At 38.8% G+C, this 25,528-nt stretch carries 33 protein-coding genes and 1 other annotated feature; of the genes, 15 read left to right on the plus strand and 18 right to left on the minus strand.

What is annotated here, in order from left to right; all coding sequences use genetic code 11:
- Nucleotides 1-73: 73 nt before the first annotated feature.
- From PQ511_RS13320 to PQ511_RS13345, 6 genes are all read right to left on the minus strand, one after another.
- Nucleotides 74-841 (minus strand): SDR family NAD(P)-dependent oxidoreductase, encoded by a 768-nt coding sequence (locus PQ511_RS13320; RefSeq protein WP_273852387.1) that lies wholly within the window; start codon nt 839-841, stop codon nt 74-76.
- 75 nt (nt 842-916) lie between these two features.
- Nucleotides 917-1,234, minus strand: coding sequence for an ArsR/SmtB family transcription factor (locus PQ511_RS13325; RefSeq protein ID WP_273852388.1), 318 nt, complete (start codon nt 1,232-1,234; stop codon nt 917-919).
- A gap of 87 nt (nt 1,235-1,321) precedes the next feature.
- Nucleotides 1,322-1,771, minus strand: a complete 450-nt coding sequence (locus tag PQ511_RS13330) for an NUDIX hydrolase (RefSeq protein ID WP_273852389.1) — start codon at nt 1,769-1,771, stop codon at nt 1,322-1,324.
- A 158-nt stretch (nt 1,772-1,929) separates the two neighbouring features.
- Nucleotides 1,930-2,061, minus strand: coding sequence for a hypothetical protein (locus tag PQ511_RS13335; RefSeq protein ID WP_273852390.1), 132 nt, complete (start codon nt 2,059-2,061; stop codon nt 1,930-1,932).
- Nucleotides 2,062-2,086: 25 nt separating this feature from the next.
- Nucleotides 2,087-2,209 carry a hypothetical protein gene (locus PQ511_RS13340; RefSeq protein WP_263492077.1) on the minus strand — a complete coding sequence of 41 codons (123 nt, stop codon included), beginning with the start codon at nt 2,207-2,209 and terminating at the stop codon, nt 2,087-2,089.
- A gap of 99 nt (nt 2,210-2,308) precedes the next feature.
- Nucleotides 2,309-2,599 (minus strand): ArsR/SmtB family transcription factor, encoded by a 291-nt coding sequence (locus PQ511_RS13345; RefSeq protein ID WP_273852573.1) that lies wholly within the window; start codon nt 2,597-2,599, stop codon nt 2,309-2,311.
- A 305-nt stretch (nt 2,600-2,904) separates the two neighbouring features.
- Here PQ511_RS13345 and ctaG point away from each other — a divergent pair, with 305 nt between their 5' ends.
- Nucleotides 2,905-3,810, plus strand: a complete 906-nt coding sequence (ctaG, locus tag PQ511_RS13350; RefSeq protein ID WP_273852391.1) for a cytochrome c oxidase assembly factor CtaG — start codon at nt 2,905-2,907, stop codon at nt 3,808-3,810.
- 237 nt (nt 3,811-4,047) lie between these two features.
- Here ctaG and PQ511_RS13355 read toward each other — a convergent pair whose 3' ends face one another.
- A complete protein-coding gene (locus PQ511_RS13355; RefSeq protein ID WP_273852392.1) occupies nt 4,048-4,518 on the minus strand; it encodes a hypothetical protein in 471 nt (156 codons plus the stop codon).
- 145 nt (nt 4,519-4,663) lie between these two features.
- Here PQ511_RS13355 and PQ511_RS13360 point away from each other — a divergent pair, with 145 nt between their 5' ends.
- Nucleotides 4,664-5,398: a TraR/DksA C4-type zinc finger protein gene (locus tag PQ511_RS13360; protein ID WP_273852393.1), complete on the plus strand. Its 735-nt coding sequence runs from the start codon at nt 4,664-4,666 to the stop codon at nt 5,396-5,398.
- A 27-nt stretch (nt 5,399-5,425) separates the two neighbouring features.
- On the opposite strand, the gene argS is transcribed toward PQ511_RS13360, so the two are convergent.
- Complete coding sequence (argS, locus tag PQ511_RS13365; RefSeq protein WP_273852394.1) at nt 5,426-7,111, minus strand: arginine--tRNA ligase; 1,686 nt, start codon at nt 7,109-7,111, stop codon at nt 5,426-5,428.
- Nucleotides 7,112-7,162: 51 nt separating this feature from the next.
- Nucleotides 7,163-7,377 (minus strand) — a binding site (T-box leader).
- Nucleotides 7,378-7,573: 196 nt separating this feature from the next.
- Between argS and PQ511_RS13370 the strand changes: the two genes are divergently transcribed.
- Genes PQ511_RS13370 through PQ511_RS13380 form a run of 3 tightly spaced genes read left to right on the plus strand, consistent with a single transcriptional unit; the run spans nt 7,574 to nt 11,302 of the window.
- A complete protein-coding gene (locus PQ511_RS13370; protein WP_273852395.1) occupies nt 7,574-9,097 on the plus strand; it encodes a spore germination protein in 1,524 nt (507 codons plus the stop codon).
- Nucleotides 9,084-10,169, plus strand: a complete 1,086-nt coding sequence (locus tag PQ511_RS13375) for a GerAB/ArcD/ProY family transporter (RefSeq protein WP_273852396.1) — start codon at nt 9,084-9,086, stop codon at nt 10,167-10,169. The genes PQ511_RS13370 and PQ511_RS13375 overlap by 14 nt, the downstream gene beginning before the upstream one ends.
- Complete coding sequence (locus PQ511_RS13380; RefSeq protein ID WP_273852397.1) at nt 10,169-11,302, plus strand: Ger(x)C family spore germination protein; 1,134 nt, start codon at nt 10,169-10,171, stop codon at nt 11,300-11,302. Before PQ511_RS13375 ends, PQ511_RS13380 begins: the two co-directional genes overlap by 1 nt.
- Nucleotides 11,303-11,323: 21 nt before the next feature.
- On the opposite strand, the gene PQ511_RS13385 is transcribed toward PQ511_RS13380, so the two are convergent.
- Nucleotides 11,324-11,638 carry a hypothetical protein gene (locus PQ511_RS13385; protein ID WP_273852398.1) on the minus strand — a complete coding sequence of 105 codons (315 nt, stop codon included), beginning with the start codon at nt 11,636-11,638 and terminating at the stop codon, nt 11,324-11,326.
- A 136-nt stretch (nt 11,639-11,774) separates the two neighbouring features.
- On the opposite strand from PQ511_RS13385, the gene PQ511_RS13390 reads away from it, so the two are divergent.
- A complete protein-coding gene (locus tag PQ511_RS13390; RefSeq protein WP_098446533.1) occupies nt 11,775-11,942 on the plus strand; it encodes a YfhE family protein in 168 nt (55 codons plus the stop codon).
- 119 nt (nt 11,943-12,061) lie between these two features.
- Here the strand turns inward: PQ511_RS13390 and PQ511_RS13395 are convergent, their stop codons facing one another.
- Nucleotides 12,062-12,724 (minus strand): N-acetylmuramoyl-L-alanine amidase, encoded by a 663-nt coding sequence (locus PQ511_RS13395; RefSeq protein ID WP_273852399.1) that lies wholly within the window; start codon nt 12,722-12,724, stop codon nt 12,062-12,064.
- A gap of 150 nt (nt 12,725-12,874) precedes the next feature.
- Between PQ511_RS13395 and PQ511_RS13400 the strand changes: the two genes are divergently transcribed.
- Both PQ511_RS13400 and PQ511_RS13405 read left to right on the plus strand, forming a co-directional pair.
- The gene (locus tag PQ511_RS13400) at nt 12,875-13,438 is read left to right on the plus strand and encodes a sigma-70 family RNA polymerase sigma factor (protein ID WP_273852400.1); all 564 of its coding nucleotides are present in this window, start codon (nt 12,875-12,877) and stop codon (nt 13,436-13,438) included.
- Between the two features lie 8 nt (nt 13,439-13,446).
- The gene (locus PQ511_RS13405) at nt 13,447-14,073 is read left to right on the plus strand and encodes a hypothetical protein (RefSeq protein WP_273852401.1); all 627 of its coding nucleotides are present in this window, start codon (nt 13,447-13,449) and stop codon (nt 14,071-14,073) included.
- Between the two features lie 96 nt (nt 14,074-14,169).
- Here the strand turns inward: PQ511_RS13405 and PQ511_RS13410 are convergent, their stop codons facing one another.
- Both PQ511_RS13410 and PQ511_RS13415 read right to left on the minus strand, forming a co-directional pair.
- Nucleotides 14,170-15,213: an ABC transporter permease subunit gene (locus tag PQ511_RS13410; RefSeq protein WP_273852402.1), complete on the minus strand. Its 1,044-nt coding sequence runs from the start codon at nt 15,211-15,213 to the stop codon at nt 14,170-14,172.
- Between the two features lie 20 nt (nt 15,214-15,233).
- Nucleotides 15,234-16,091 carry an ABC transporter permease subunit gene (locus PQ511_RS13415; RefSeq protein ID WP_273852404.1) on the minus strand — a complete coding sequence of 286 codons (858 nt, stop codon included), beginning with the start codon at nt 16,089-16,091 and terminating at the stop codon, nt 15,234-15,236.
- Nucleotides 16,092-16,235: 144 nt separating this feature from the next.
- Here PQ511_RS13415 and PQ511_RS13420 point away from each other — a divergent pair, with 144 nt between their 5' ends.
- The 3 genes from PQ511_RS13420 (at nt 16,236) to PQ511_RS13430 (ending at nt 18,661) form a co-directional block, all read left to right on the plus strand.
- Nucleotides 16,236-17,183 (plus strand): hypothetical protein, encoded by a 948-nt coding sequence (locus tag PQ511_RS13420; protein WP_273852406.1) that lies wholly within the window; start codon nt 16,236-16,238, stop codon nt 17,181-17,183.
- Entirely contained in the window at nt 17,164-18,042 is an 879-nt protein-coding gene (locus tag PQ511_RS13425) for a protein-glutamine gamma-glutamyltransferase (protein ID WP_273852408.1), read from the plus strand. The genes PQ511_RS13420 and PQ511_RS13425 overlap by 20 nt, the downstream gene beginning before the upstream one ends.
- A gap of 79 nt (nt 18,043-18,121) precedes the next feature.
- Nucleotides 18,122-18,661, plus strand: a complete 540-nt coding sequence (locus PQ511_RS13430; RefSeq protein WP_273852410.1) for a GNAT family N-acetyltransferase — start codon at nt 18,122-18,124, stop codon at nt 18,659-18,661.
- A gap of 33 nt (nt 18,662-18,694) precedes the next feature.
- On the opposite strand, the gene PQ511_RS13435 is transcribed toward PQ511_RS13430, so the two are convergent.
- The gene (locus tag PQ511_RS13435; RefSeq protein WP_337957770.1) at nt 18,695-19,717 is read right to left on the minus strand and encodes an MFS transporter; all 1,023 of its coding nucleotides are present in this window, start codon (nt 19,715-19,717) and stop codon (nt 18,695-18,697) included.
- A complete protein-coding gene (locus tag PQ511_RS23675; protein ID WP_337957771.1) occupies nt 19,718-19,969 on the minus strand; it encodes a hypothetical protein in 252 nt (83 codons plus the stop codon).
- 173 nt (nt 19,970-20,142) lie between these two features.
- Between PQ511_RS23675 and PQ511_RS13440 the strand changes: the two genes are divergently transcribed.
- Both PQ511_RS13440 and PQ511_RS13445 read left to right on the plus strand, forming a co-directional pair.
- The gene (locus PQ511_RS13440; RefSeq protein WP_273852412.1) at nt 20,143-20,676 is read left to right on the plus strand and encodes an RNA polymerase sigma factor SigX; all 534 of its coding nucleotides are present in this window, start codon (nt 20,143-20,145) and stop codon (nt 20,674-20,676) included.
- Entirely contained in the window at nt 20,676-21,836 is a 1,161-nt protein-coding gene (locus PQ511_RS13445) for a hypothetical protein (protein ID WP_273852414.1), read from the plus strand. Before PQ511_RS13440 ends, PQ511_RS13445 begins: the two co-directional genes overlap by 1 nt.
- Nucleotides 21,837-21,912: 76 nt before the next feature.
- Here PQ511_RS13445 and PQ511_RS13450 read toward each other — a convergent pair whose 3' ends face one another.
- The 3 genes from PQ511_RS13450 to PQ511_RS13460 all read right to left on the minus strand — a co-directional run bounded on the left by PQ511_RS13450 (nt 21,913) and on the right by PQ511_RS13460 (nt 23,432).
- Nucleotides 21,913-22,371, minus strand: a complete 459-nt coding sequence (locus PQ511_RS13450; protein ID WP_273852416.1) for an endolytic transglycosylase MltG — start codon at nt 22,369-22,371, stop codon at nt 21,913-21,915.
- A complete protein-coding gene (locus PQ511_RS13455; protein WP_194220200.1) occupies nt 22,364-22,567 on the minus strand; it encodes a hypothetical protein in 204 nt (67 codons plus the stop codon). The genes PQ511_RS13450 and PQ511_RS13455 overlap by 8 nt, the downstream gene beginning before the upstream one ends.
- A 238-nt stretch (nt 22,568-22,805) precedes the next feature.
- Complete coding sequence (locus PQ511_RS13460) at nt 22,806-23,432, minus strand: NUDIX hydrolase (RefSeq protein ID WP_273852419.1); 627 nt, start codon at nt 23,430-23,432, stop codon at nt 22,806-22,808.
- 210 nt (nt 23,433-23,642) lie between these two features.
- On the opposite strand from PQ511_RS13460, the gene PQ511_RS13465 reads away from it, so the two are divergent.
- Nucleotides 23,643-24,038, plus strand: coding sequence for a BsuPI-related putative proteinase inhibitor (locus tag PQ511_RS13465; RefSeq protein ID WP_273852421.1), 396 nt, complete (start codon nt 23,643-23,645; stop codon nt 24,036-24,038).
- A 68-nt stretch (nt 24,039-24,106) separates the two neighbouring features.
- Here the strand turns inward: PQ511_RS13465 and PQ511_RS13470 are convergent, their stop codons facing one another.
- A complete protein-coding gene (locus PQ511_RS13470) occupies nt 24,107-24,775 on the minus strand; it encodes a DUF1836 domain-containing protein (protein ID WP_273852423.1) in 669 nt (222 codons plus the stop codon).
- A 166-nt stretch (nt 24,776-24,941) separates the two neighbouring features.
- Here PQ511_RS13470 and PQ511_RS13475 point away from each other — a divergent pair, with 166 nt between their 5' ends.
- Nucleotides 24,942-25,505: a hypothetical protein gene (locus tag PQ511_RS13475; protein ID WP_273852425.1), complete on the plus strand. Its 564-nt coding sequence runs from the start codon at nt 24,942-24,944 to the stop codon at nt 25,503-25,505.
- The last annotated feature ends 23 nt before the right edge of the window (nt 25,506-25,528 follow it).

Below are 25,528 nucleotides of genomic sequence, written 5' to 3' on the forward strand. Positions count from 1 at the left end.
AGTTTCCATAAGTTGAAAATATGGGATTCGAGGATTTCATGAACAAAAACTTGAGTCGAAGGACTCAAGCTTCTTATTTTTCTTTTTGCATGCGTCTCACAACTGAAGTAACGATCTTTCTTGGCATAAAGCGTATGGATGTCGCTAGGACTTTGTTTTGAGTTCCTGGAATAATAATGCTTTTCCCATTTCGGAATCCTACATAGCCAGCTTTGGCGACATCTATAGAAGCCATTGTCCCTCCATCAAAAAGTTTTGACTTTTCAAGATTAGCTCGATTACTAAATTCAGTTCTTGTTGGCCCTGGACACAAAGTTGATACCGTTACTCCTGTTCCATTTAGTTCATTTTCAATGGCTTCTGAAAAAGAAAGAACATATGCTTTCGACGCATAATAAACAGCCATCAAAGGGCCGGGTTGAAAAGCAGCTGTAGAAGCTACATTTAAGATTCTTCCTTTCCCCCGTGCCGTCATTTCTTTCACGACTAGCTTTGTTAAATGAGTAAGTGAATTAATATTTAAATAAAGCATGTCCATTTCGGTTTGTAAATCCGTTTCCGTAAATTTGCCATATAAACCTACACCTGCGTTATTAACTAAATAATCAAGTTGTCTTCCTTTCACTTGATTAAATAACTCTTCAGCAGCACCTGGCTTCGCTAGATCGCTTACGAGGATATCCACTTGAACCCCATATTTTGATAACTCCTGGGAGCGTTGTTCTAATTTCTCCTTGCTTCGAGCGACTAAAATTAAATCTATTCCATCTTTCGCGAATAAGGTCGCTATATCTGCCCCAAGTCCACCAGATGCTCCTGTAATTAAAGCTATTTCTTTCATAAAAATATCCATCCCTTCTTTATTTCTTAAAGTTTAAACATATAAACATAAAGGGGAGTAAAAAAAGTAGACGACTTAAAAACAAGTCTCTTCTACTTTATCTAATAGGTTCTTCAAAATCGTAACCCCATCTTCCAATTGAAGAGAATAGAACCGTGTCGTCCCCTTCTGTTCAACAGAAACAAGTCCAACTTCACGCAATATTTTCAGGTGATGTGAGATCGCTGGACGTGACAAGCTTGATTGCTTCGTAATCTCATTCACACTTAAACAGTCGTGCTCACTCAAAAGCAAAATAATATCCTGCCGGTAAGGATCGCCTAGTGCCTGAAAAATCGGTGTACTTTTGCGAAAAAGTTGACGAGCTTCATGATGATCATTTTCACCATTCATCGCAGAAAGCTCCCATCTGTTTAAAAGTTTAAACATTTAACCTGTATTTATATTATTAAATTATTTCATCGATGTCAACAAATAAAATCATTTGTAACCAAGGCGTTTTAACACAGTTTGATGATTAGGATTAATATGTTTTGGTAATTCATTAACGGGAAAGTACTTTACTTCCACTACTTCTTTTTCGTCCAACTTAAATTCATCACTTTCACAAATCCCAGAATATACGGCGATGACGCTAAATACCTCATCTCCATTCGGATACTTATAATAAAGCTCTGCTCCAGAAAAAATGGATTCGAACGTTAGCTGATGAATGTTAATCCCTAATTCTTCAAATGTTTCTCGCCCTGCAGTTTCTTCAAAGTTTTCTCCTGGCTCCATAAATCCACCAGTCAATCCCCATAATTTGTTGTCTGCTCTTTTTTGCATAAGAAGGTTTGTTTTAGTTTTATTAAACAGAAGCACTGCCACTCCTGGCAAAATAAGTGGTCTGCTCCCCACCAATGCTCTCATTTCCTGGATGTAGTCCATAGCTCCCTCCTTAAATAAGTGTCGTAGCATACAAAAAAGCCTCTTCGAATCAATCGAACAGGCTTTTTAACCATTACTAAATGCCCATATCCAGTATATGACTCCCCAGACTGCACTTAACGCTAATAAAATTATGAGGAGTCGAATATTTTTAGTTCTCATTCTTCTCGATCTCCCTGCCGAACTGTTTTTTCTTTGCGCTTTAACATGTATAAAAAGAAGCCGAATAAACCAAAGACAACAAAGAAAAGTCCTGTTGACATATAAACTAGTATTGACCCTATATCCAAGATTGCTCCACCTTTCTTACAGGCATTATCCGCTATAAGATAAATAAATAGACAATATCCCGATCACGATCATCGTAACAAATGGCAGAACAAAAGCCAGGAAAATAACAGCTGATTCGGTTTTGTGCTGCTTGATTTTAGATAACACGAAGTCATTCTCCTTTCACTTTATCACTCTAAGCATAACGTAAATTCACGTCATGTTACGATAGTTTCGTGAACGTTTCCGTACTATTCTAACATAAATTTAATCGTGACAAGCATGATGTATGGCTTGTCGAAGCAGTGCCATAACGTGTTGGTCATCAGGAGAATAAAAAATACTCGTTCCCGCTCTTCTGAATTTTACCAAACGGAGATTTTTTAGAAAACGGAGCTGATGAGACACCGTTGACTGTGAAAGGTGGAGGGCATCTGCTATTTCACTTACAGAACACTCCCGATCAGCAAGTAAGTTCAAGATTCGAATTCTTGTAGGGTCGCCAAGAGCTTTAAACGTCTGGGAAACGATAAAAAGCGTCTCTTCATCTAAATCCATTTTTTCATTGGGAACATCTTGATTGTCCAAACCATTCTCCTCCGATCATTATATGAACAAATATTCATATATTACTCTGTTGTCATTGTATGAAAGTCTTAAGCCCATTGTCAACGCTTGTCACGATTCCTTCACAGAAACTCAGGAACCTCCCTTGAGTTCCAAGCCAATCCTTTCTACAATGGAGGAAGAAGAAAAAGAAAAGGCTTTCCTGTCAGAAGATAGGATGCTTGTACATGATGTGGTATGATGAAAACGGTCAACATTACTGAACAGCATTATGATCATAGTTGGAGGTGTTCCTAATGTGGGAACAAATATCGAGCACGTTTTCGTTTAGTGCTCTGTGGAGCCCTGGAATTCTCGTAGCCGCAATCGTTATTGCTGGCTTCTACTTACTTTTGACAGGGCCTTGGAAAGATAGCTTCAAGGATGCAACACCCGTCCCTCTTTATAAAAAGATCTTCTTCTTAATTGGGGTCGTGTTATTTTATATCGGTCTCGGTGGTCCATTATCACTTATGGGACATTTATTACTTAGCATTCACATGACAGAGATGGCTCTTGTTTATTTAGTTGCACCGCCACTCATTCTTGTAGGAACACCAGCGTGGCTACTTCGTCCATTATTAAATATCAAAGTTATCCACAAAATCGTTAAGTTTTTGACATTCCCAATTATTTCACTTCTTTTGTTTAATGGACTGTTTTCTTTTTATCATATTCCTGAAATATTCGACTACTTAATGGTTCACTATACTGCTCAGAACTTCTATAAAGCAGCGCTTATCCTTACAGCTTTCGCAATGTGGTGGCCACTCGTTTGTCCAGTTCCAGAATATGATACGTTATCAGGGGTAAAAAAGCTGGGTTATATTTTCGCAGATGGCGTCCTACTGACACCTGCATGTGCCCTAATCATTTTCGCATCATCCCCTCTTTATGCAACCTATACCGATCCAACCGTATGGGCCAATGCTATGGGATACTGCGTACCAACTGGCACTACCGTTTCACCTGAACTATTTGACCAGTTCAAACCGCTAGGCATTATGGAAGACCAACAGCTAGGCGGCATCATCATGAAAATCATTCAGGAACTATCATACGGCACCGCCCTCGGCTACATCTTCTTCCAGTGGGCTAAAAAAGAACGCGAAAAAGACGCCGAAGAACTACAATCAGCCGAATTCAGAATGAGTGAGGTTTAACACGAAAAGCGGAAGCGCCCGTTTAGCCTCGACAAGCGCTTCACCCCATAAAAAGAACACGGTCTTTGTGTTCATTTTATGGGGTGAAGCGATCGAGAGGCTGGGCGCTGCAGCTAGATCTTAAGAAAAGCGGAGACGAGCGTTTAGAAACGAAGATATTGGAACTCTTGAACTAGAGCATGATCTTCCGTATCCACCCACACATAAATAAAGCCATGAATCTTCATGGCTTTTTCTTTATACCTTTATTCTCTGAATGAACCAAACGCGCAGTAATCCACCAATACCTACACCGAAAACAATCCCAAGAATGCCTACAAATGTTGGGGGCAAAACCATATTACTAACATTTGAAAATATAACACCTACTGTAGAAAAATAAGCGCCTCCTACAAAAGGCAGTGCCAGAAATTTTTTGATTTCCTGACCAGACTTCTCTAAAGCACTAAAATAACTTTCATAAATAGCAAATAAATACACGCACGGATAAAACATAGCCCATTCATAATTGGTCGCTTCAATTGCTTGAGCTGATTTCCATTGAAAGCTATAAAGAATATTCATGTTTAAATTTGCATTTACATTAATAACAAATTCTAACACAATAAAAAAAGCGCCTCTTATGTACATTTTATTAATGATTTGTCCAAACCCCGGAAAAGCAATACTCCAAAGCAAAACCTCAAGTGGATACACGTTTCTCTTCATCTTATCACCAGCTTCTCTTCAACTACTTCGTTACTTTTTCCAAATTACTGGTATTTCATCCACCCGGCATGGAATTATTTTCAGAAGTAACGCTTTCCGTTTTTGCCAATACTACGGATATCAGTATTGGAAAGGAGATTTAATCATGCTAACGACAGAGCAACTCCGCACGTTCAAACAAATCATTCAAAGACGTATAAAAGAGCTTCGAGAGGAGCTAGGGGGAAATGATGAATTTGGTCTTTCACAATCATTTACACAGCAGGCAACAGGTGAACTTTCCAATTATGATAATCATCCCGGCGATACCGCAACCGACCTATATGAGCGGGAAAAGGATTTATCACTAGATGAACACGCCAAGCAGGAACTAGCTGAACTTCAGCTAGCATTAGAACGAATTGGAAAAGGCAAATATGGAATGTGTACTGTATGTGGAAAAGACATTTCGGCCGAAAGGCTTAAAACTCTTCCAACAGCAACAACTTGTGTAGAGCATAGTCCCTCACAACATACATCAAATGATCGTCCAGCTGAAGAAGACGTGCTAGGTAACTCATTCGGGGAGTATGTGAATGATCACGAACAAGCAAATTTTTTTGATGCGGAAGATTCCTGGCAACGTGCAGCTCTTTATGGCACTTCAGAAACGCCTTCTGATTTTAATGAACAACAAATGGATTATGATCGAATGTATATCGATTCAGATGAATTGCATGGCTATGTGGAAGAAATTGAAACATTTTTATCCGCTGATATCGCTGGCAAACCTACCGGAGTTATTCCAAATGAACGACATGAACATTATGAGGATCAATTAGATGACTATGAAAGTCAGGCAATGCAAGGATCAATTGAAGACACCGATTTAAATAAATGAAAAAGCAGCCCACTTTAGGGCTGCTTTCTACATCTCTTCTGGGGCCTGAAGTCCAAGCAAACGTAAGCCTTCTTTTAAAACAATGGATACTGTCAGAACAAGTTGTAGCCTTGCTTGCTTAGATGTATTTTCTTCTAGAATACGAATTTGTCCATAATATTTATTAAAAGCACGCGAGAGTTCTAAAACAAATTTCGCCATTTGTGATGGATCATATTCAGATGCCGCTCGTTCAATGACTTCCGGGAATTGGCGCAGTTTTGTAATAATCGGCCACGCCTCTTCGTCATCTAGCGTGACTGCTTTTTCTTCAGCTTGATTTTTCCCTTTACGCAGGATCGAGCAGGCACGCGCATGTGTATACTGTACATATGGCCCTGTTTCTCCCTCAACTCGAAGCATATCTTCAAGAGAAAATTCGATATCATTTCGACGATCATTTTTCAAGTCATGAAACAGTACAGCGCCAACACCAATTTGTTTGGCAACCTCCCTCTGATTGTCCAAGTCAGGGTTTTTAGCAAGAATGTTAGCTTTAGCGATTTCAATGGCTTCATTTAAGACTTCTTCTAGTAAAACCACTTTTCCTTTTCTTGTCGACATTTTATTTCCATCTTTTAACATCATACCAAAATTGATATGTCGCATATGGTTGGCCCAATCGAAACCTAACTTTTTCAACACTTGAATTAATTGTGTAAAATGCAGGCTCTGTTCATTCCCTACTACATAAAGCGACTGAGTGAAACCATATGTTTCATAACGATAGATTGCTGCCGCTAAATCTCGAGTGGCATAAAGTGATGCACCATCCTTCTTTTTAATTAAACAAGGAGGATGGTGTTCTCCTAGCTCGACAACCATCGCCCCCTCAGATTCCACTAAGAGTTTTTTGGCTTCTAACATGTCAACAACTCGCTGCATTTTATCGTTGTAAAAAGCTTCTCCATGGGTGGAATCAAACGTGATTCCCATTAGCTCATAGATGCGATTGAATTCGTTAAGAGATTCTTCTCGAAACCATTTCCATAGTTCAACTGCTTTTGGCCCTCCTTCTTCCAACTCCTTAAATGCTTTTCTTCCCTCATCCTCAAGTTTAGGATCAAGGGCTGCTTTTTCATGAAAAAGAACATAAAGCTTAAGCAGTTCTTTAATTGTATTATCACGCACTTTTTTCTCGTTGCCCCATTTACGATAGGCGGTAATTAATTTACCAAATTGCGTGCCCCAATCTCCAAGGTGATTAATACGAATTGGATTATATCCTACTTTTTCTAATAGTAGTGCCACGGAATTTCCAATAACTGTGGAGCGCAAATGTCCCATCGAAAAAGGCTTTGCAATATTGGGTGATGATAAATCGATCGGGATAGCGCCACTTTTTCCTATCTCCGACCTCCCATACGAACTTTTCTGAGTTAGGACTAGTTGAATCACTTCATTCCCAACAATCTTTTTATTAAGAAACACATTAACGTAAGGGCCAACTGCTTCAACTTTTTCAAATATCGAATCATTTAAGTTAGCTGCAAGATCAGTTGCAATATGAAGAGGTGACTTTTTTTCGAATTTCGCAAGTTGGAAGCATGGGAAGGCATAGTCACCAAAAGACTCATGTTTTGGAATTTCAATTCGTTGAATCACATCATCATAATCAAGTTTTCCATCATATAATTGTACAATTTCCTTAGCAAAAATCTCTTTATAGAACATCTTCTTCATCCTTTTCTCGTATAAGATCAACGAAAAAAACTCCGTCTCTATAATAGAGACGGAGTTTTTCCGCGGTACCACTCTGATTGCTCAACAAAAATGCTTGAGCCAACTTAACTCGGATAACGGCGAGCCCGACTGTTTCTACTAACGTTCAAAACAGTGTCTTGAAAGTCCGGTTCATGCCTGCTTAGACTCCGGGCTCTCACCATCCCCGAATCGCTTTATTCGTTAACAAGCACTACTCTCTTTCGCTTTGACGATTAAATATTAGTTATATTATAGCTCATTTTACTATAATTACAACTCATTATCTTGAATATCCATTTCATCTCATCATGGAAATGCGCACTACGTTAGAGGCACATTGATGACTTAAATAACATTCAGCCAATTCATATACATAACTTCTTATTTTTATAGCAAGCTATAATTAACCATTATTCCAAAGGAGGATGCAGAATGAGACGTAGTAATCGAAAAGCCAAACGAAATAAACCATATCAAATTCCTACTACTACCGAATCGCATGATGCATTCTTCACTATTGAAGAAAACAAAGATTATCTAAAAGCGCAATTTCATCATTCAGAGGACCTTAAATATAGACCAATTTCGATACAAGATATAGGATGCTTACTCGTCTATCTAGATCCATTAGTTGATGAAGATAAACTTCAACAAACAATTATTAAACCCTTGTTAACTAAGGATGAATTAAAGATAGAAGATACCGTAACTGCAAAAGAGTTTCAAAGGTCGATGAACTTATATGATGCAGTTAGTGGTTTAACGAAAGGATTTGTCATGCTGTTAATCGAGGGACAGCAATATTTTTACTTATTTGAAGCATTTTCAGCAAGGTCTCGGGCAGTCTCAGAACCCGTGAATGAGCAAGTCGTTCGCGGCTCCCATGAAGGATTTGTCGAAAACATTATACAAAACCTGCAAATGCTTCGAAGGAGAATTGAGAATCCTAACCTTGTAGTCCGATTTTTTAAAGTTGGTAAAACGACAGATACCAAATTAGCCATCGTTTATCTTCAACATTTAGTTAACCCAGATCTGATCGATGAAGTAGAAAAAAGAATTAAGTCCATAAAAGCAGACTCCATTCAAACGCCAGGGTATGTGGAAGAGTTCATCGAGGATGCACCATTTTCTCCCTTCCCACAAATGCTAAGTACTGAACGACCAGACCGATTAACTGCCCATCTCATTGAAGGGAGAATCGGTCTCCTAATGGAAGGGAGTCCATCAACATTAATTATGCCAGTAACGTTTTTTGCCTTCTACCAATCTCCAGAAGATTACAATAGCCGTTGGTACATTGGATCTATCTTAAGACTTATTAGAGTAGCTAGTTTTATTTTTGCTTTGGGTCTGCCTTCTCTTTATATTGCAACTGTTTCTTTCCACCCGGAGGTTCTGCCTGCAGAATTAATTTTAAACATTAAAAGCTCGCTTGAAAATGTACCATTTCCACCGTTACTGGAAGCCTTCATCATGCAAATCATTCTTGAATTGTTAAGAGAAGCAGCGATCCGTCTTCCTGGCCCAATTGCTCAAACCATCGGTATTGTCGGAGGTTTAGTAATTGGTACAGCTATTGTTGAAGCAAACCTTGTATCTAATATGATGATCATTGTAGTGGCTTTGACTGCTATTTCCTCTTTTGCTGTACCATCTTATGAAATGAGTATGTCGATTCGGCTACTTGGTTTTCCGCTTATGCTCCTCTCAGCAACTTTCGGATTCATTGGCCTTGTGTTTGGTTTGTCCATTGTTCTTATTCATTTATGTGGATTAGAAACATTTGGAACTCCTTACTTTTCACCTCTTGCACCATTTCGCTTAAACGAGCTAAAAGATTCGATTGTTCGGCTACCAAGATGGCTGCTTGGGAAGCGACCGTCTGATGTACGCCCACAATACGAGAGGCAGGAATGGTTTTCAAGAGGATGGAAAAAAAATGAAGACGACTAATGAAATTAATGGTTCTCAACTGTTTTTTATTATTTTTCAAACACAAGTTGGGGTGGGAGTGCTTTCTTTACCTTATTCTCTTTATGCTAAAGCAGGAGCAGATGGATGGATAACACTTCTTATCACAGGAGTAGCTATTCAACTTATTATCTTTATGCTTTACTTTTTAAGCCAACGATTTCCAACTTTAACCCTTTACGAATACGCACCTAAAATTGTTGGTAAATATGTGGCGTTTGTTATTTCAATCCTTTATATAGCATTCGCCATAGCAACAGCTGTTATTGTATTAGAACTTTTTGAAACAACGATTAAAACTTGGATCTTGTTTCGCACTCCGATGTTAGCTATTTTATTATTGCTAACAGTCAGTGGGTGTTATCTCGCACTAGGTAAAATCAAAGTAATGGGAAGGTTTTATCAATTCGTTTCCATTCTCATCCTTCCGCTAGTCATTATGGCCGCATATACATTAAAAGATGCTGACATCCGATACATTTTACCAATTGGGCAAAGTGGTGTAGGAACGATCTTAAAAGCGACTCAGCAGGGAATCGTCTCCATGCTTGGCTTTGAAATTGTATTATTTGTCTATCCGTATGTTCAAAACAAAGGAAAATCTGCTCTCAAAAGTTTAACTCTCGCAAACATTGCTGTTACAAGTTTATATACCTTTTTAACCTTTGCAACGTATGTGTTTTTCAGCCCAGTTCAGCTTCAAATGATCCCCGAACCGATTGTTTATATGTTAAAAGGTGTTTCTTTCGTAATCGTTGACAGAGTAGACTTGCTTTTTCTCTCAATCTGGATCGTGTCGGTTATGACTTCCTATGTCTCCTATTTGTATATCGCAGGTAGAGGAATACAGCACATCACCAAAAGAAAAAAAGCCACATGGCCAATTTTGATCGCTGCTATTATCGCGCTGACCTTCTCTATGTTTTCTCATGATCGCTATACGGTTGAAATGATCTCAGGTTATCATGCGAAGGCAAGCTATTTTTTCGCACTTGGTTTTCCTCTAATTCTCTTGTGTTTTAGCCTTATATTTAAGAAGAAAGAGGAGTTATGATGAAAAAGATACTTAACCAACTCATAATCTATTCAATGAGTGTGTTATTGATGACAGGCTGCTGGGATCAAGAGCTATTAAAGGAGTCCAAACTTATTTTTGGAATAGGCTATGATTATGAAAACAATAATGAAATTCGCACAACGTTTACAGTTCGTAACCTGGGGATTCCCGTAAGCCAGGGAGGCAGCTATTCAAACCGAATTATATCAACAGTCGGCTCCTCTCCCAGAGATACCCGTTTAAATATGGATCGCATCATTTCTAAACAGGTGACATCATCTAAATTGCAACTTCTACTTTTAGGGAATGAAGTGGCACAGCAAAATATTGAGCACATCTTTGATATTATGTATCGTGATCCGAAAAGTCCCTTAGACGCGCGAGTAGCCGTAGTGGATGGTCGCGCGGAAGATATGTTTAAGATCGACCAAATAGAAGATACGTTAGTAACTGAATTTATGGCAAATTTAATCAAGGGGGCAGAGAATAAAACAGAAGCTCCTCGAATGACTGTCGAAAAAACGTTTCGGTACTCTCATGACGTGGGCCAAGATTATGCTCTTCCATACCTCCGTTACAGTGAAGAACAGGGATCGCCTAAAATAGATGGACTTGCGCTGTTTCATCATTTGAAGTATACAGGAATCAACCTGCCTCCAATGGATGGTACGTTGCTAATGCTTATGAGCAACCAGAAAAGTAAAAAAGCAAATATCGTGGAGGATCTTGGTGAAAATTCCAATAAAGGATATCTCACGGGAAGTGTAACAATAAATGTGCGGAATGCTAAGTCAGATATTGCTTATTCATTTCATAATAACAAGCTAACCAAAGCCGTGATCAACCTTGATATTAAAGGAAATATAGAAGAATATCCACAAAATCATCTCTTCAAAGAAAGTCAAGTTAAAGGGATTGCAGATGAATTATCGGAAAAGTTAACCAAAAGAGGAAACGCGGTACTCGCAAAGCTTCAGGAAGCAAACTGTGATTATCTTGGAATTGGACGTGATTTAAACGCTTATCATCATGAAGCATGGCATCCAAAAGAGTGGGACAAGGAGTTCTCAGGTTTAACTTTAGAAGCTAATGTTAAGGTGGAAATCTCAGAAACAGGGATCATTAAATAGAAAGAGAATGAGTGAGATCACTCATTCTCTTTCTATTTGCTTCATCTCTTCAATTGTCGGTTCTTTTGAGCCATACCAGGAATACGCGACTTCATAGACGTCGCCTTCCTGCACGAGGTTCCAGGCCATTTCCTCTTCCATCAACAGTTCAATAGCCTCGCCTTCTCCTTCGGGTTGAACAAATACATAAAAATGATGGTCTGTGCTTTCTTTCTTAATGACTTCCCCTCTTTCAAGGTGTTCTTCATGAACGTATGTGTATCTTCCTATCACAAAAATACTAACAAGTACCACGATACTAGCAATCGATAGATTTAAAATTCTCTTTCTGCTCATAATGCCTCCAACAAGTAATGGTTTATTAATAAAGTACCACAAACATGATTTATTTAACAAAGTTAGCTATGAATGTTTAATGGAAATTCCACAAGGGTAACCCCAAAATAAGAGACATTACAAGGAGGAATTACAAATGGCTAAGAATTCTCAATATCAACCGATACATGAAAGTGGTTTTTCTCTAAGTGACGCTCAAGAGGTAAAATACGCGAAAGACTTCAAGAAAGCCGATATCGCAGGTGGCATTCGCAAGCCTAAAGTGAAGCGAGCTAAGAACGAAAATCCTGACTTGCTTAAGTAACAACTCACTTATTAACATCACGTCGTAACATAGCGGATTAAAAACTTTTTTTAAATAGGTAAAAATCATGATAAACAAAGGGAGGATGGCCAAAGGCCATCCTCCCTTTGTTCATCATTTTACACACCCTGACCTTCTTGTTTCACAAAGGCATCGTAACCCTTTCCCTTCAATTCTTTACATAATTGCTCAGCTTTTGTCTTCTCTTTATAAGCCCCTGCTTGGACCAAATAAACCGGTCTCTTAAGGTCCCCTTTTATATGTCGAACAGCTGCAAGTGCAGCTTCTTCTGCTAGTTGAAAACGAAAGGAGCGTACATTTAATTTCTTTCGATCTGTAGCAGAGTCTAGAAAACCATATTCAATAATCAGGGTTTCAACACTGCCAGTTAATCGGTGCATATAATAATAATCGTTCCCATTCTCTCCCTCCTTTGAAAAAATCTGACGTATCGGCATACCTGCTTTCTTCAAACCGTTAGCAACACTTTGAGCAAAGCTTGAAGTGGTATATTTCGAATGAATCACTTCTGCTCCACTTCCTCCGCCTGCATTAAAATGATTGCTTAAACAAACGAGTGCACCAGAGGATTTGACAAGCTCAGAGCGCTTTTCGGGTGGCAACTCCACATCCGTCTTTCGAGTAATCTTACAAGGAATACTAAGTTTTTTCAGAAATTCATATTGATGTAGCGATACCTCTAAATTCCAATCTTTTTCTTTTAATCCATTAGCCACGGCTCCCGGGTCTTTTCCACCGTGTCCTGCATCGATTAGTATCATTTTCTACTTCCTCCTTGTCCTAGAATTAACGTTCTCACCTCATATATCGTTTAAAAAGAGGAAAAAGGGGCATCGCAATCAAATTATTTAATTGCAACCTTTCCTCTTCAGGTTCGTCTCTATAGTAAACGCTTCTCAAAGGATGATTGTATGAACGAAAATTCCCAGGATGCTCATAGGTTGGATTTTAGCAACTATACCACTGTTCAAAAAACGGAAGTAATTGAGGAATTAATGGAAACGTATGGTGAAGCATTAGTCAGATTAGCTTATACATATGCGAAAGATTGGGGAAAAGCGGAGGACATTGTACAGGAAGTTTTTCTTGCTTGCTTTTTAAAGCTTCATACTTTTAGAGGAGAAGCATCGTTAAAAAATTGGCTCTATCGCATCGCCATTAATCGATGTCATGATCATGTTCGAAGCTGGTCTTTTCGTAATATCATCCTGACAAATCGGATGATGCAATTCATCAAGCATCACACCGCCTCTCCTGAACTTGCAGTTGTAAAAAATGAAGAATCCATTCAGCTCCGAACAGCCATATTCCAACTTCCTTTAAAATATCGAGAAACCTTTATTTTGTACTATCATGAAGATTTATCGATTAGAGAGATTGGTTCACTCCTTGATACAAAAGAGGCAACGATCAAATCGAGACTGCACCGTGCACGTCGTCATCTTGAATTAAGTCTCAACAAAGAAAGGGAGTGAATAAAAAGATGGAGGAAAATCATTTAAAAGTAAAAGTAAAAGAAGCTTTATTTCAAAAACAACACTTTACGAATCGAAAAAAAGAACGGATGCTAGAAAATATCCTGCTTGCCCATTACGGTAAAAATAAGAAAAAGCGAAATGTGACGTTAGAATGGATCGGTATTGTAACCTGTATTGCTTTATTTATCATAACTACCTTATCGGTGACAGGTGTTTCCCTGGACGCGCCAAAAATCCAAGAAGCTTCACACCTTGAAAAAAATGCTCCCTATGTTAGTGCCGCGTATATGAAGCGTGCTTCGGAAATTGCGCATCGGGATTTGGAAATTATTGACGTCACCTATTTCTCAAAAGATTCCACTGTATATCTCGATCTTATCGTTTCTGAGACACTCTCCGAACAGAAGATGAAAGAGGTTGCCTCAGAATATTTAGCTGTACTCTCTCATCTCTATCAAACGGATAACAACTATACGAATGACCTTTGGAACTACTATCATGTAGAACTCACCTTAAAAGGAGACAGCGATTATCCTACGATGTCCTATTTTGACGATGTAGACGAATCTTTTTATTTAAAGGGCACAAAAAGAAAAAAAGACAAAGACATTCAATGGTACTCATCCTCCTAAGAAAATAAATAAGCAAAAAAGGAAAAGCCATAGGTAGTGAGCTTTTCCTTTTTTCGTTACTGAATGTTTGCCTCGTTATTGAAAAAGGTCGCTCTACTACCTGCTGGCTGTTTTCCGTTCTTCTACCTGTTTAGATCTCTCCAAGAAATAAAACGCGCTCGAATTGACTTCTCCCTTAGGCTTTTCAGTTCGTTTTATTACTCTGGAACGCCTCATGGTTTGCTTTTCGGCTAATTGCTTAAATCCTTCAAGGATTAAATTTACACTAAAAATAACAAGAACAAAAAACAATATAGGAACGAGAGGAATCCACGAATTGTAAGGAAGAAATTGATAGGTAGACCCGATTAAGCCTGACCACTCTGAAGACACAGACCGGTATTCGTCGCCTAATATTGGATCAGGATTAAAAAAAGTTCCCCCGAAAAACAATTTCAACAAGCCTAGATGCAGTAAGAGAATGAGCACATTAATCATTTGTTGCAGGAAAATGATGACCATCCGCGGTCCAAGATGAGGCAAAATATGTTTGGTTAAAATATGGACTTTAGATCCGCCTAACGTTTTGGCTCCCTCAATAAATCCTTTTCCCCAAATCGCATTCGTTTCATTCGATATTAATGTTGTTGTGGTTGGAATCGCAACGGCTGTTAAAATAACCATTTCAAAGACAATTCGCTCTAGGTAGGAGAATTGAAATGTCCCCTCCATGCCATTCTCCATTAAAACCCCACTAAGAATAAAATAACAAAGCAATGAGATCGGTATGTATTGCATCGCATCTACAAATCCAGATGTGCTTCGTAACGTTTGCCGAAAATAAGTACCTCCGATGACGCCTGCAACAAAAGAGAGGGCCATTCTCATTGATGCGACTAGAAAAGCAATGCCAATCGTGTACTTTGCCCCAATGATAATCTGTTCAAAGAGATGATAACCATACTTATCTGTGCCGAATGGCGGTACCTGCAACGGCGTAAATGGAGAACGATCGATCAAATTTCCATTATCATCATAGAGCATAGACGTTTGTGGCACTACATCCTTATAAACAAGAGAATAATATACACTGCTCCCGATGAGGATTACGATAATCATTGTTCCAATGATGAGCATCGGGTTTTTTAAAGCTTTTTTCACTGGTATTCCCTCCCTTTCTGCTAGAGTAACGCTTCTTCCTTAGCAGCTCGCTCCGCCACAAGCTGATAAATCGTTAAAAATAGAAATATTGGAACAAAGAGCAAAAGTGCACTTACTGTAAAAATCTCAGGTGTAGGGTGCTCATACATAAAGCGAATTAATCCATTAAGGTTAAAAACATACTCCATGATGAAGAGATTAGATAATGCAAACCACACAATGGATCTTGAATGGAAATAGATCGCTAGAATCGTATTTCGAAATACATGAACAAAAAATATTTTTGTAGGCTCAATCCCTTTCGTTCTTGCGAGTTCAACATAAGGTTTCTCCACTTCCTCCTCAAGAACATGGATCATGATTCGATACAATAATAATGTCGGTAAAATAGAAAGAATTAGGATTGGCATCGTATAGATCCGTTCGTAAGCTGCAACGTCCATTAATAGGATATCCGTCTGCTTGTATATCCAAATAACCCCAATTTGCACCAATGCCAGTACAAAGACGTCGGGAAATGACTCTGTCAAAAAGGCTAACCTTCTAAGCCCTCTTCGAATGATTGGAGGTGCAACATAAGTAAAATAAGTGAATATGCATGCGACAAAAAAAGCAAGAATTAAAGCACTAAATAAGATGACGATTGAATAAGTAAGATATTCAAACACCACAGGAAAGAGTTGATAACTTTCATTGCCTGAACGGAATGTTAGTTGTTGAAAATGGATGATGTCTTCAATTGTATTTTGAAGTCTTTTTATGTATCCTTCAGGGTCTAACTTCATTCCAGTGAATAGTCCTGGTAGAGCACCTAGCAAAAGCACACCAACAAAAGCCGTGATAAATTGAAGCGCAATGCGTGTCGCTTTTCTTCTCATGTGTCTACTCCTTTCATTACGATATACTTTTAAGACGTTACCAACTGGTGAAGGTTTCATAAGACAGAAACAATATTTGAAGTGATGAAATGCTTTTCTTTCGAATAAGCTTATAACAATGTACTTTCGAAAGGAGGCAACACATTGAAACACTCTGTCTCACTTGAAATGCTCAGAAAAAAAGAAGGAATAAAACCTTTGCAGCAATATATGAACAACCTTATAGAATACGATAAAAAAAGAGCCGTTTCTCTATTAAACGAAGAAGACCTTACGTATCCAACCCTTTATGTTCTATCCTCTTATATTAAAGAGAAACAGTTAGTCAAATACTTATCAGATCGTAACAAAATTGCTTTATCCATTCAGAAAGATATTCTAGCAAAAGAGCGTGCACCAGCAGCGCCATTTCCCTACTCCATTTGTGATCTCCCACAATATATTCATTCTGTTTTAAGATGGATGGTTGAAACAGGCTGTGAGGAGAAATTAAACACTCGATATCGACTTGTCGTTGATCGAGCTGCTGGATTATTAACAACAATCTATCAGCACCCAGATGATCTTTCAGTTGTTTCTAAATTACTTTTCGAGCGGAAACGCGCAGGTCATTCAACACACTATATTACCTGGGCCTATTTTTCCTCTCATCATATTGGAAGTCTTCTTCCAATCGGCGAAAAATTATTATCATCTAACGAAGAAGAAGTTAATTTTGCAAGAGAGCTACTACACTTTATACCTGGTTTAGATCAAAATGAGGAACCATATGCCTATTTTAGAGGCTGGTATGAGGAGAACCTTCCCTACCTACTTCATAATGAAAACAGTTATGAGTTAACCGCTGAGCTCGCACCATATATTGTCGATCATGAGACAAAATATCGTGAATCCTTCTTTCCCCTGCATACTACCAACCTGAGACAAAATGAATTTCACACCCTCTCTGAACAAGAAAAAGAGCAGTTAGCAAATCTTTCATACAAAATAAGAATGAGGTCACGCAGAGAATGGAAGGAATGGATGAATCGCCCCTTGAGTGCCCAGCTGACGTTCATGGAGGAGGTTCAACATGATTACGATAGCAGGTAGCATTCCAAGTAAAGAAGCTATTGTAAATGCTGGAATACAAAGCCCTCTTGAACAAACGATTCTTGATATTATGCTAATGAGTTCTTATACGTACGCTTATAGATCCATTGATGCACTACTATTTGAAATTCGATTTCGCGTTTCGATTACAAATAGTTCACGAGACCTTTATTATAGCGGCGTTCAATTTGCTGACTTCTACCGATCGAGGTGTAATCCAATGTTTTGGCACCTGCTTCCCGATGGGGCCTTTCAGCTGAAAGCAGGTGTCCCAGCTTCTGAAGCAATTTTAGATATTTATCGAAACGGACCAATGTATGCATTTGAATGTGCGACAGCCATGATTATCATTCTCTATCATGCTGCTGTAAAAATGTTACCACCTCAAAAATTTAATACGTTATTTGCCAACATGCGTTTATGGGGATGGAAATTCGATCAGGACTTACAAATTGTACACAACATTCCACCCGATTATCTTCCAGGAGATATTCGCTACGTGAAGAATCCAGACGTAAATCCTCTTACTCCCGAATGGCAGGGTGAAAATGTCGTCGATTTGGGAGATGGTACTTTTTTTGGTCATGGACTAGGCTTTCGAACCATTGGAGGGATGATCGAGGCACTTGCCATGCGAAGAAGACCAGGGGCAACACGGATGCCGTACCTCATGCTTCCTGCCACAAGACCTGGTTTTTCATATTTGTATCAATATTCGTTCAATCGTGACGTTTCAGACCATTCCATTTTACTCTTTGACAATGAGCTAGTCTCTACGCTCACTCTTGAAGAATATGAAAAGGACCGTTCAGCGCTACTTAAAAATTTTATTACAGTTCGTATCGGAGACTCGATTTAATCCGGGCGATCCGAAGTGACATTCGCCCTCTACCCTTTAAATTTAGAACATATGTTAAGGGTAAAGGACGGTGAAATGCATGAATGATTTCCCTCACATTGAGACGAAACGGCTTATCCTTACTGCTCTGAAAGAAGAAGATCAAACACCTCTTTATTCGATTTTTTCAGATCCACATGTTACGTATTTTGACGGTGGAAAAGTGATGAAAACAAAAACTCAGGCGCTTCACTATATTCAAGCATTTAAAGACCCTGCTTCCATTTTATTGACACATACGATTCGATTTGGCGTTCGCTTAAAGAATTCAGGAGAATTAATCGGTACAGCTGGATTTCAAAACTGGGATCGTACATCAGCTAAAGCAGAGATTGGGGCTATCCTATCAAGAAAGTTTTGGAGCGGTGGTTATGGACTAGAGGCTGCCAAAGCTATTATTGATTATGGTTTTCAACAAATGAAGCTTCATAAAATTTATGCTCAAACGATTGAAGATAACCGTTCCGCTGTGAAACGCCTTGAACAATTAAGTTTTCATAAAGAGGGTCATTTTCTTGATCACATCTATATGCATCAGCGGTACTATGATGTAGTTGTTTATTCACTTATACACAAGTAAGCGCTCCTTCCGATTGACAGAAGAAGCGCTTAGTTAGGTTTGTTTTTGTGGTGGTGGTGACAGAAATGCAGCAATGGAACCCAGAATTGGAAAGATGAGGATCATTAATAAAATTTCTGTATAACCACCAAAAAAATCAAATGCGATTCCGAATGGAAGTGGTCCAAAAGCTGAACCAATAACCATTGTTGTGGTTGCAATTCCTTTAATACTTCCGAGATGTTCTCTTCCAAAATAGTTTGGCCATATAATATTTAATGTGATTCGTTCAAATCCCCCAATAACTCCCCAAATAACAGCAAATACAATGGCAAGTGAATAGCATTGAACTTGAGTTAGCAAAACAATAAATATGATTTGGCCGATAAAAGATAGTCCAAGCACAATATGTACATGAACCCGCTCAAGAAGAAATCCAGATACCATTGTTACGGGAAAACCGACAATTGCCATAATACTCAAGATAATGGCAGCTGTACTACCTGGCACCCCCTGCTCTCCTAGTATTGAGAACAAATGAAAAGTTAAGCCGGTATTTACTAGGGCTGGGATACTAACACAAAAGAGAATTAGCCAAAATGCTCTTGTTTTCATAGCTTCTTTAACCGTCCAATTTACTTCAAAGCTCTTATCCTCTTCTTCTTCTAATTTCTCTTCTCGGCGTTCTAGCCTTTTTTTCGAAACGGCATTATCAGGAAGAAGGCCGATATCTTCAGGCTTATTCTTCACAACAAAATAAACAACAGGTAAAAAAACGATAATAAGAGCCATACCTAGAATTCTCCACGCATTTTCCCAGCCGAAAGAGGAAATTAACCATGTGTTCAGCGGTGGGAAAGAAGCTGAACTGAGGAATCCGCCAATCGCCATAAAACTTAATGCTCTGCCACGCTTTAATACAAACCATTGAGGAACTAGCGTATTTGGTATGAGCGTCATCGATCCTTGACCAAATAGTCTGAGCATAAAAAAGCCTATAAATAGCATGACAGGCCCATGAACTAGGCTGTTCCAAAAGCAAGCAACTGCAAGAAACGCTCCTACCGTTAGCAACATTTAGCGCTGACCGAGCTTATCTATCAATCTTCCAACGAGGAATAATAAAAGCCCTGCTGCTAATGTCGCAGTTGAATAAATCCCGGAAACAAGCGATCGACTCCACCCAAATTCTTGAATATAATAGTCTATGAAAACAGAAACGCCATAAGTTTGTCCCGGTCCTGAAAAAAAGACGGCGATAGCAGCTACTATGACAATATACCAGCCATAGAAAATGGACGAATTCTGTGACTTTATGGATGACTGCATCTCATTCTCCTTTCCGAAATGGTAGCTGAATCCCATTTTATCGAAAAATAGGAAAATTCAAAAGGAATCCCACTTTTCTATCATTTGTGAACAAATGCCCCTCTTTTTGTAATCTTTCTGTAACCTTTTCCATCGATAACTCGTTTTGTTTTATAGAAGAAGGAGGGCTGAGAATGGATAAGACATTTGAGCGTTTGTACGACCACTATCATACGAACTTATTTCAATTTTTATTTTATATGGTAAAGAATAGGGCCATTGCAGAAGAACTCGTTCAAGAAGTCTATATTAATGTGCTTCGTTCTTACCACAATTACGAGGAACGAAGCAATGAAAAGACGTGGCTCTTTGCCATTGCTAGAAATATCGCAATCGATTATTTACGAACGCACAACCGAAGAACATCGAGATGGCTTAGTAAGTTTGATTTTAACAAACAGCAGCCAAAAGACGATGCCCCTCTTCCAGAAGAAATTCTGCTTCAAAAGGAAGAAGTGCAGACCATTTATAAGTGTTTAAGAGAATGCACACTTGATCAGCAGCAGGTTCTTATTCTTCGCTATATTCAAGAACTCTCCATAAACGAAACCGCCGAAATTCTAAATTGGAGTGTTAGTAAAGTGAAAACAACTCAGCACAGGGCGATTAAAGCCTTAAGAGAACTTGTCGATGATCCATCTAATCATCAACTAAAGGGGGTCTTATGATGAACGATCGTACAAAATCCCTTCTTTCACAGCTACCCGTTGTAAAAGATGAAAGAAGCAAACAAACGATTTATGAAAATATCGAGAAAAAAAGGAATGAACAGATGTTGAAATCAACGAAAAAGAAAACACCCTGGATCATCCCAGGAATTGCTGCTGTTATGGTGTTATTACTTGCTGTTCTCATTACGCCTGGTCTTTTCACCCAAAATAACGATGCTTCAAATATAGCGATCACCCAATCTGATTCAAACGAAACAAGTTCTACTCCTTCGATTAATGGAATTGATTCAAAAGCAGAACAAGCCACTTTAGCACCTGCTGAAGAGCCGACAACGTTTAATAACTACATCCCAGCATTTCAGCAATCTGATGGGAAAAGTGTCGTCATTTCGTACCCTGACCCAGTAAGCACGCTACTCGTACCGCTTTCCTTTTCATTAGATGAGAGCAAGAGTATACAGGAAAATATCGATTTTATATTAACGAACTTTCCTGCTTCCGATTATGAATTTGAACGCACACCGCTAAGCAAAGCGACGTTTGAGTTTATTACTACAAGTGAAAATCCAACGCTTGTTGTCAGCTTTCCTGAACCTGGTGATGGACTTTCATCTATTGAATCGATCATGCTAAACGATAGCGTTCAGCAATTGGCAAAAAGCCTTGGAGCGGCCCAAATTAACTGGCAAACGAATGGAGAAGAAGGATACACATTGGGGAATTTTGGTGAAGCTGATCCTGTAGTGAACAAGGAACCGACCCCTTTTTATCTTTATGAGTCTAGTACTGGTAGGCATTATCTCGTAAACGGACCGGCCCTTCAAGGTAAAGAAGGAGCTGAGATGGATGTAGCTCTCTCTCTTATGAAAAATGGTGATCCAAACACTCCTTCGCTCATCCCATCCATTCCAGCATCCGTTTCCATCTACTCTTTCGATGGAAACGGATCAGAAGCAACCATTGCTTTTACAGAAGAAAGCACTTTTGCATCGGAAGAAGAAGCCATGCAAACAATTGAAGCAATAATGCTTGTTGCATCCCAATACGATTATGCAACCATTCGTTTTGAAAATACGGGTTTTGACAAAATTGGAAGCTATTCATTAGACAAACCTCTAACGATTCCATCTTCCCCTAACAGTATCCCGCTAAATTAACTCTTACGCCAGATAACCTAATAGAATTGATTACAATAGGAAAAACACCCGGCACAGGTTTGCCGGGTGTTTTCCTCTATCTCGTAATTTCTTCCACTATATCAGCAGAAGACATGTCTGTGTTTAAGGTGTAATCGCCTGGTTGTACTGCCATTTCTTTATCCATGTCTCGGAGTGTTTTAATAAAGTCATTCGATTTCTTGACTAATTTCTGATCCTGAAGACTTTGCGCCACTTCCTGACTCGTCATGCCTTCTTTAATGGTGAAGTTAATCTCTTCAGGCTTATCCTCTTTCTTAACATCCTGTGTTTCCCTCTCTTGTTCAACGACAGGCTTTTCTGCTTCTTTAAGAGATTCATATTCTTCCTTCGCAACCATAACCATGCCTTTTTCCTCTAAATGCTGTTTAACCATTGCATCTGTCACTTCATTTTCTTCTGCTTTAGCTTGTGAAAACATAAAATAGTAAGCAGTTAAAAGAACCGCTGCAAACAGAAGACCGGCTGCAATTCCTTTTGCTTCTTGCTTACTCATTTGGACCACCACTTACTGACTTTGTTTTGCTTTCTAACATTTCAGTTCTTTTTTTCACTGTCTTAAGTTCTTTCATTAAGTTAATATAAACATCATCAACTTGTCCTTTCACTTCTTTCGCATAATCCTTTACGAAATATGAGTAAATAAAGAAACCAAGTGACGCGGCAAGTAAAACAAAAATAATCGTTAACATTGTTTTCCCCCTATGAAATGTTTGGCATTCTCTCTATATATGCGCTTTTATCCATTTAATTTTTCGTACCTAATTGTTGATTTTTGTCGTTTAGTTCATTTTTTAAAGCAAAATTCCAGCCAGTACTTTTTTGTCCCAAATAAAAAACTAGAAAAAACCGACATAAATCGACCTTTTCTAGTTTACCTATATTTCAATTAATTCACAATACCTCTCGTTCAAAAATGAGCTCAATAGCTTATTCCACATCCAATAATTGAATGAAATGATACAAAATCCTTGCTGTCATTCCCCAAATCACATAATCACGATAGTAATAAAAAAACTCAGGCATACTTGAGGAAGACCAGTTGTAATCTTCACCATTTGGAATAAGGTGAAAGGGAAAGCTGTCATCAGGCTGAACATGAACACGAATATCGTGACGCTCTGGTGGATGGTTAATAAAATGGGAAAGAGGTACTGTGAAAACCTCCTCAACCTCATCTGGATTAGGAGATAATTCAGAAGCTACGTTAATCACCCCTGCAAAAGGATAAACAATGGATTGAAAAGAGGTCACAAGGAAATCTAATTCTCCAATAACAGATACTTCCCTTTCAAGAATCCCTAGCTCCTCGCACGTTTCTCTAATCGCTGCTTTTTTAGGGCTTTGATCATGGCGGTCTACTTTTCCTCCTGGGAAGCAAACTTCTCCAGGCTGCCTTCTAAGCGTGTGAGCTCTTACTTCAAATAAAACATGCAGTTCTCCCTGACGTTCAATTAAAGGCAGGAAAACAGCAAATTTATAGAACCGTTCATTTCCAAGAACACCTGCACTTCTATCATTTATCTTGGCATGTATATCTACCAATGACGGCCTCATTCTATCGATCTCCTTTCACTAAACCTGTCCCTCTATTATATGGGTTATCCAACTGTATATCCTGTTTTTTGCTGCTTGTTCAAAAGAATTGTAACTTTCGAAACCTCCATCTCGTCTAATCAAGAAAGGAGTGATGGGATGTTAAAATACGCGATGATTGGAACAATGCTCCTCCTTACTTTAGCTGGATGTGGAGAGGAGGATTCATTCATGAACACAAATAACAAAAGTAGTGAAGAGGTGTCAGGTTCTTCTGGTATTGTCGCCGGCTCGCTAGAACCAACGCTTACGCTAAAAGCAATAAAAAATAATACTGCCACCGTCTTATACCGTCTTCAAAATCAAACCGAGCAAGTTCAAACGATTCACTTTCCAAGTAGTCAAAAGTATGACTATGTCCTCTCTAATGATAAAGGAGAGACCCTGAAATCCTATTCAGCTAATAAGAGCTTTGCAAAAGAAAAAGAGAATGTAGAACTAAAACAAGCCGAAGTACTCGAATATACGATTATGATTGAAGACCTCTCACCAGGAGACTATACATTAGAAATGTGGCTCGCTACAGATGAGCAATACAAACAATCCATCAATTTTTCAGTTGAATAAATGAAACGAGCTGCGGCCTAATTGGAGGAAGCAGCTCGATTTTGTTGCCCCATTCTCAAAATCACTTCTCACTTCCAGACCTCTTCAAGATATTGTTTCGATAATGATTGATAATAAGAAGCTTGAACGGAAAGTGCGGCAGAGATAAGCAATTTTTCAATATCTTTTTTTTGCTTTTCAGTTAGGTCTGTAAAAATGGAGGATAACTCCATAGCCTGCTTTCTAAGATCTTCCTTCGAAGGTTTTACTTTCTTATGGATCGCTTCAAATAATTGCGAATAAGCCGTGTAAAAAGCGAGGGGATCAATTAAGTCATCATTTCGATCAGCCGGATTGTTAAAGGCAAACTTTAGAAGTAGACGAATACTTTCAAAATCATGTGTATTCTTCAGATCTTCTACAATAAATAAAATTGCCGCTTGTTCAATGGCGTATTTTTTTCCTAGCTGAGGTGCGCCAATCCAATCTTTGATGTCTCTTTTCACCCAATTTTGAACAGCCGTCGAACGAAAACTTGCGTACTCAAGCTGATTGCCAAGTGTCACAATTTCATTTATTGATAACCCAAAATTCCCTTCACTAGCTTTTGATAATTTACTAAAAATCGTTGGTAATTGTTCTTTTTTACATCCAGACCGTTTGATTGCCTTCATTAAGATCCTGTCCGGCATTTCTTGCTTTCGAATGGTTTGTAAAATAGTTCCCATTTCTGTTCGAGTTAAATAAAAGCCTTTCATCTTTCACCTCTATATGTAAGGTCATTTGAACTTATCGTATAGTTTCTCTATGGAAATTTCAAGAAAGAACATATCTTTCTCAACGTTTCGCCCAAAAAATGAATATGGTTAGTAACTGTTTCATGTATGGGTGAATATCCTGTGTTGTGTAAAGGAGGAACTGCTTATGAACATGTACGGTAATCAAATGAATGATGGCGTTCAGGGTGCAATGCAGGGGAACATGTCTAATCATGCCGTTCAAGGCGCAATGCAAGGAAACATGCCTAATCATGCCGTTCAAGGCGCAATGCAAGGAAACATGCCTAATCATGCCGTTCAAGGCGCAATGCAAGGAAACATGCCTAATCATGCCGTTCAAGGCGCAATGCAGGGGAACATGCCTAACCAGGCTGTTCAAGGCGCAATGATGTTTGGTGAAGAAAAACAGCTTCATGGAGATATGAAACAACTATGTCAACGTTATCATAGCTACCATGCTAAAGTAAGAATGCAAGATGGCGTAGAATATGAAGGGATTATTATGGGTTCAGATGATGAGCATATGTGCTTAATGATTCCCCAGGAAGTTGAAGTAAGTGATGAACAGGAAATGCAAAGACAATTCGGCCCCTATCGTAGATTCGGGAGTTTTTTCTTCCCATTAGCTGGCCTCGCCGCACTTAGTCTAATCCCTTTTTATCGACCATATCCGTACTATGGTTATGGTTACCCTCCGTATTACTATTAATATAGAAAAGGAAGCCGGTCGGC

The sequence above is a fragment of the Guptibacillus spartinae genome, from assembly GCF_028610625.1.
Lineage (GTDB): Bacteria > Bacillota > Bacilli > Bacillales > Guptibacillaceae > Guptibacillus > Guptibacillus spartinae.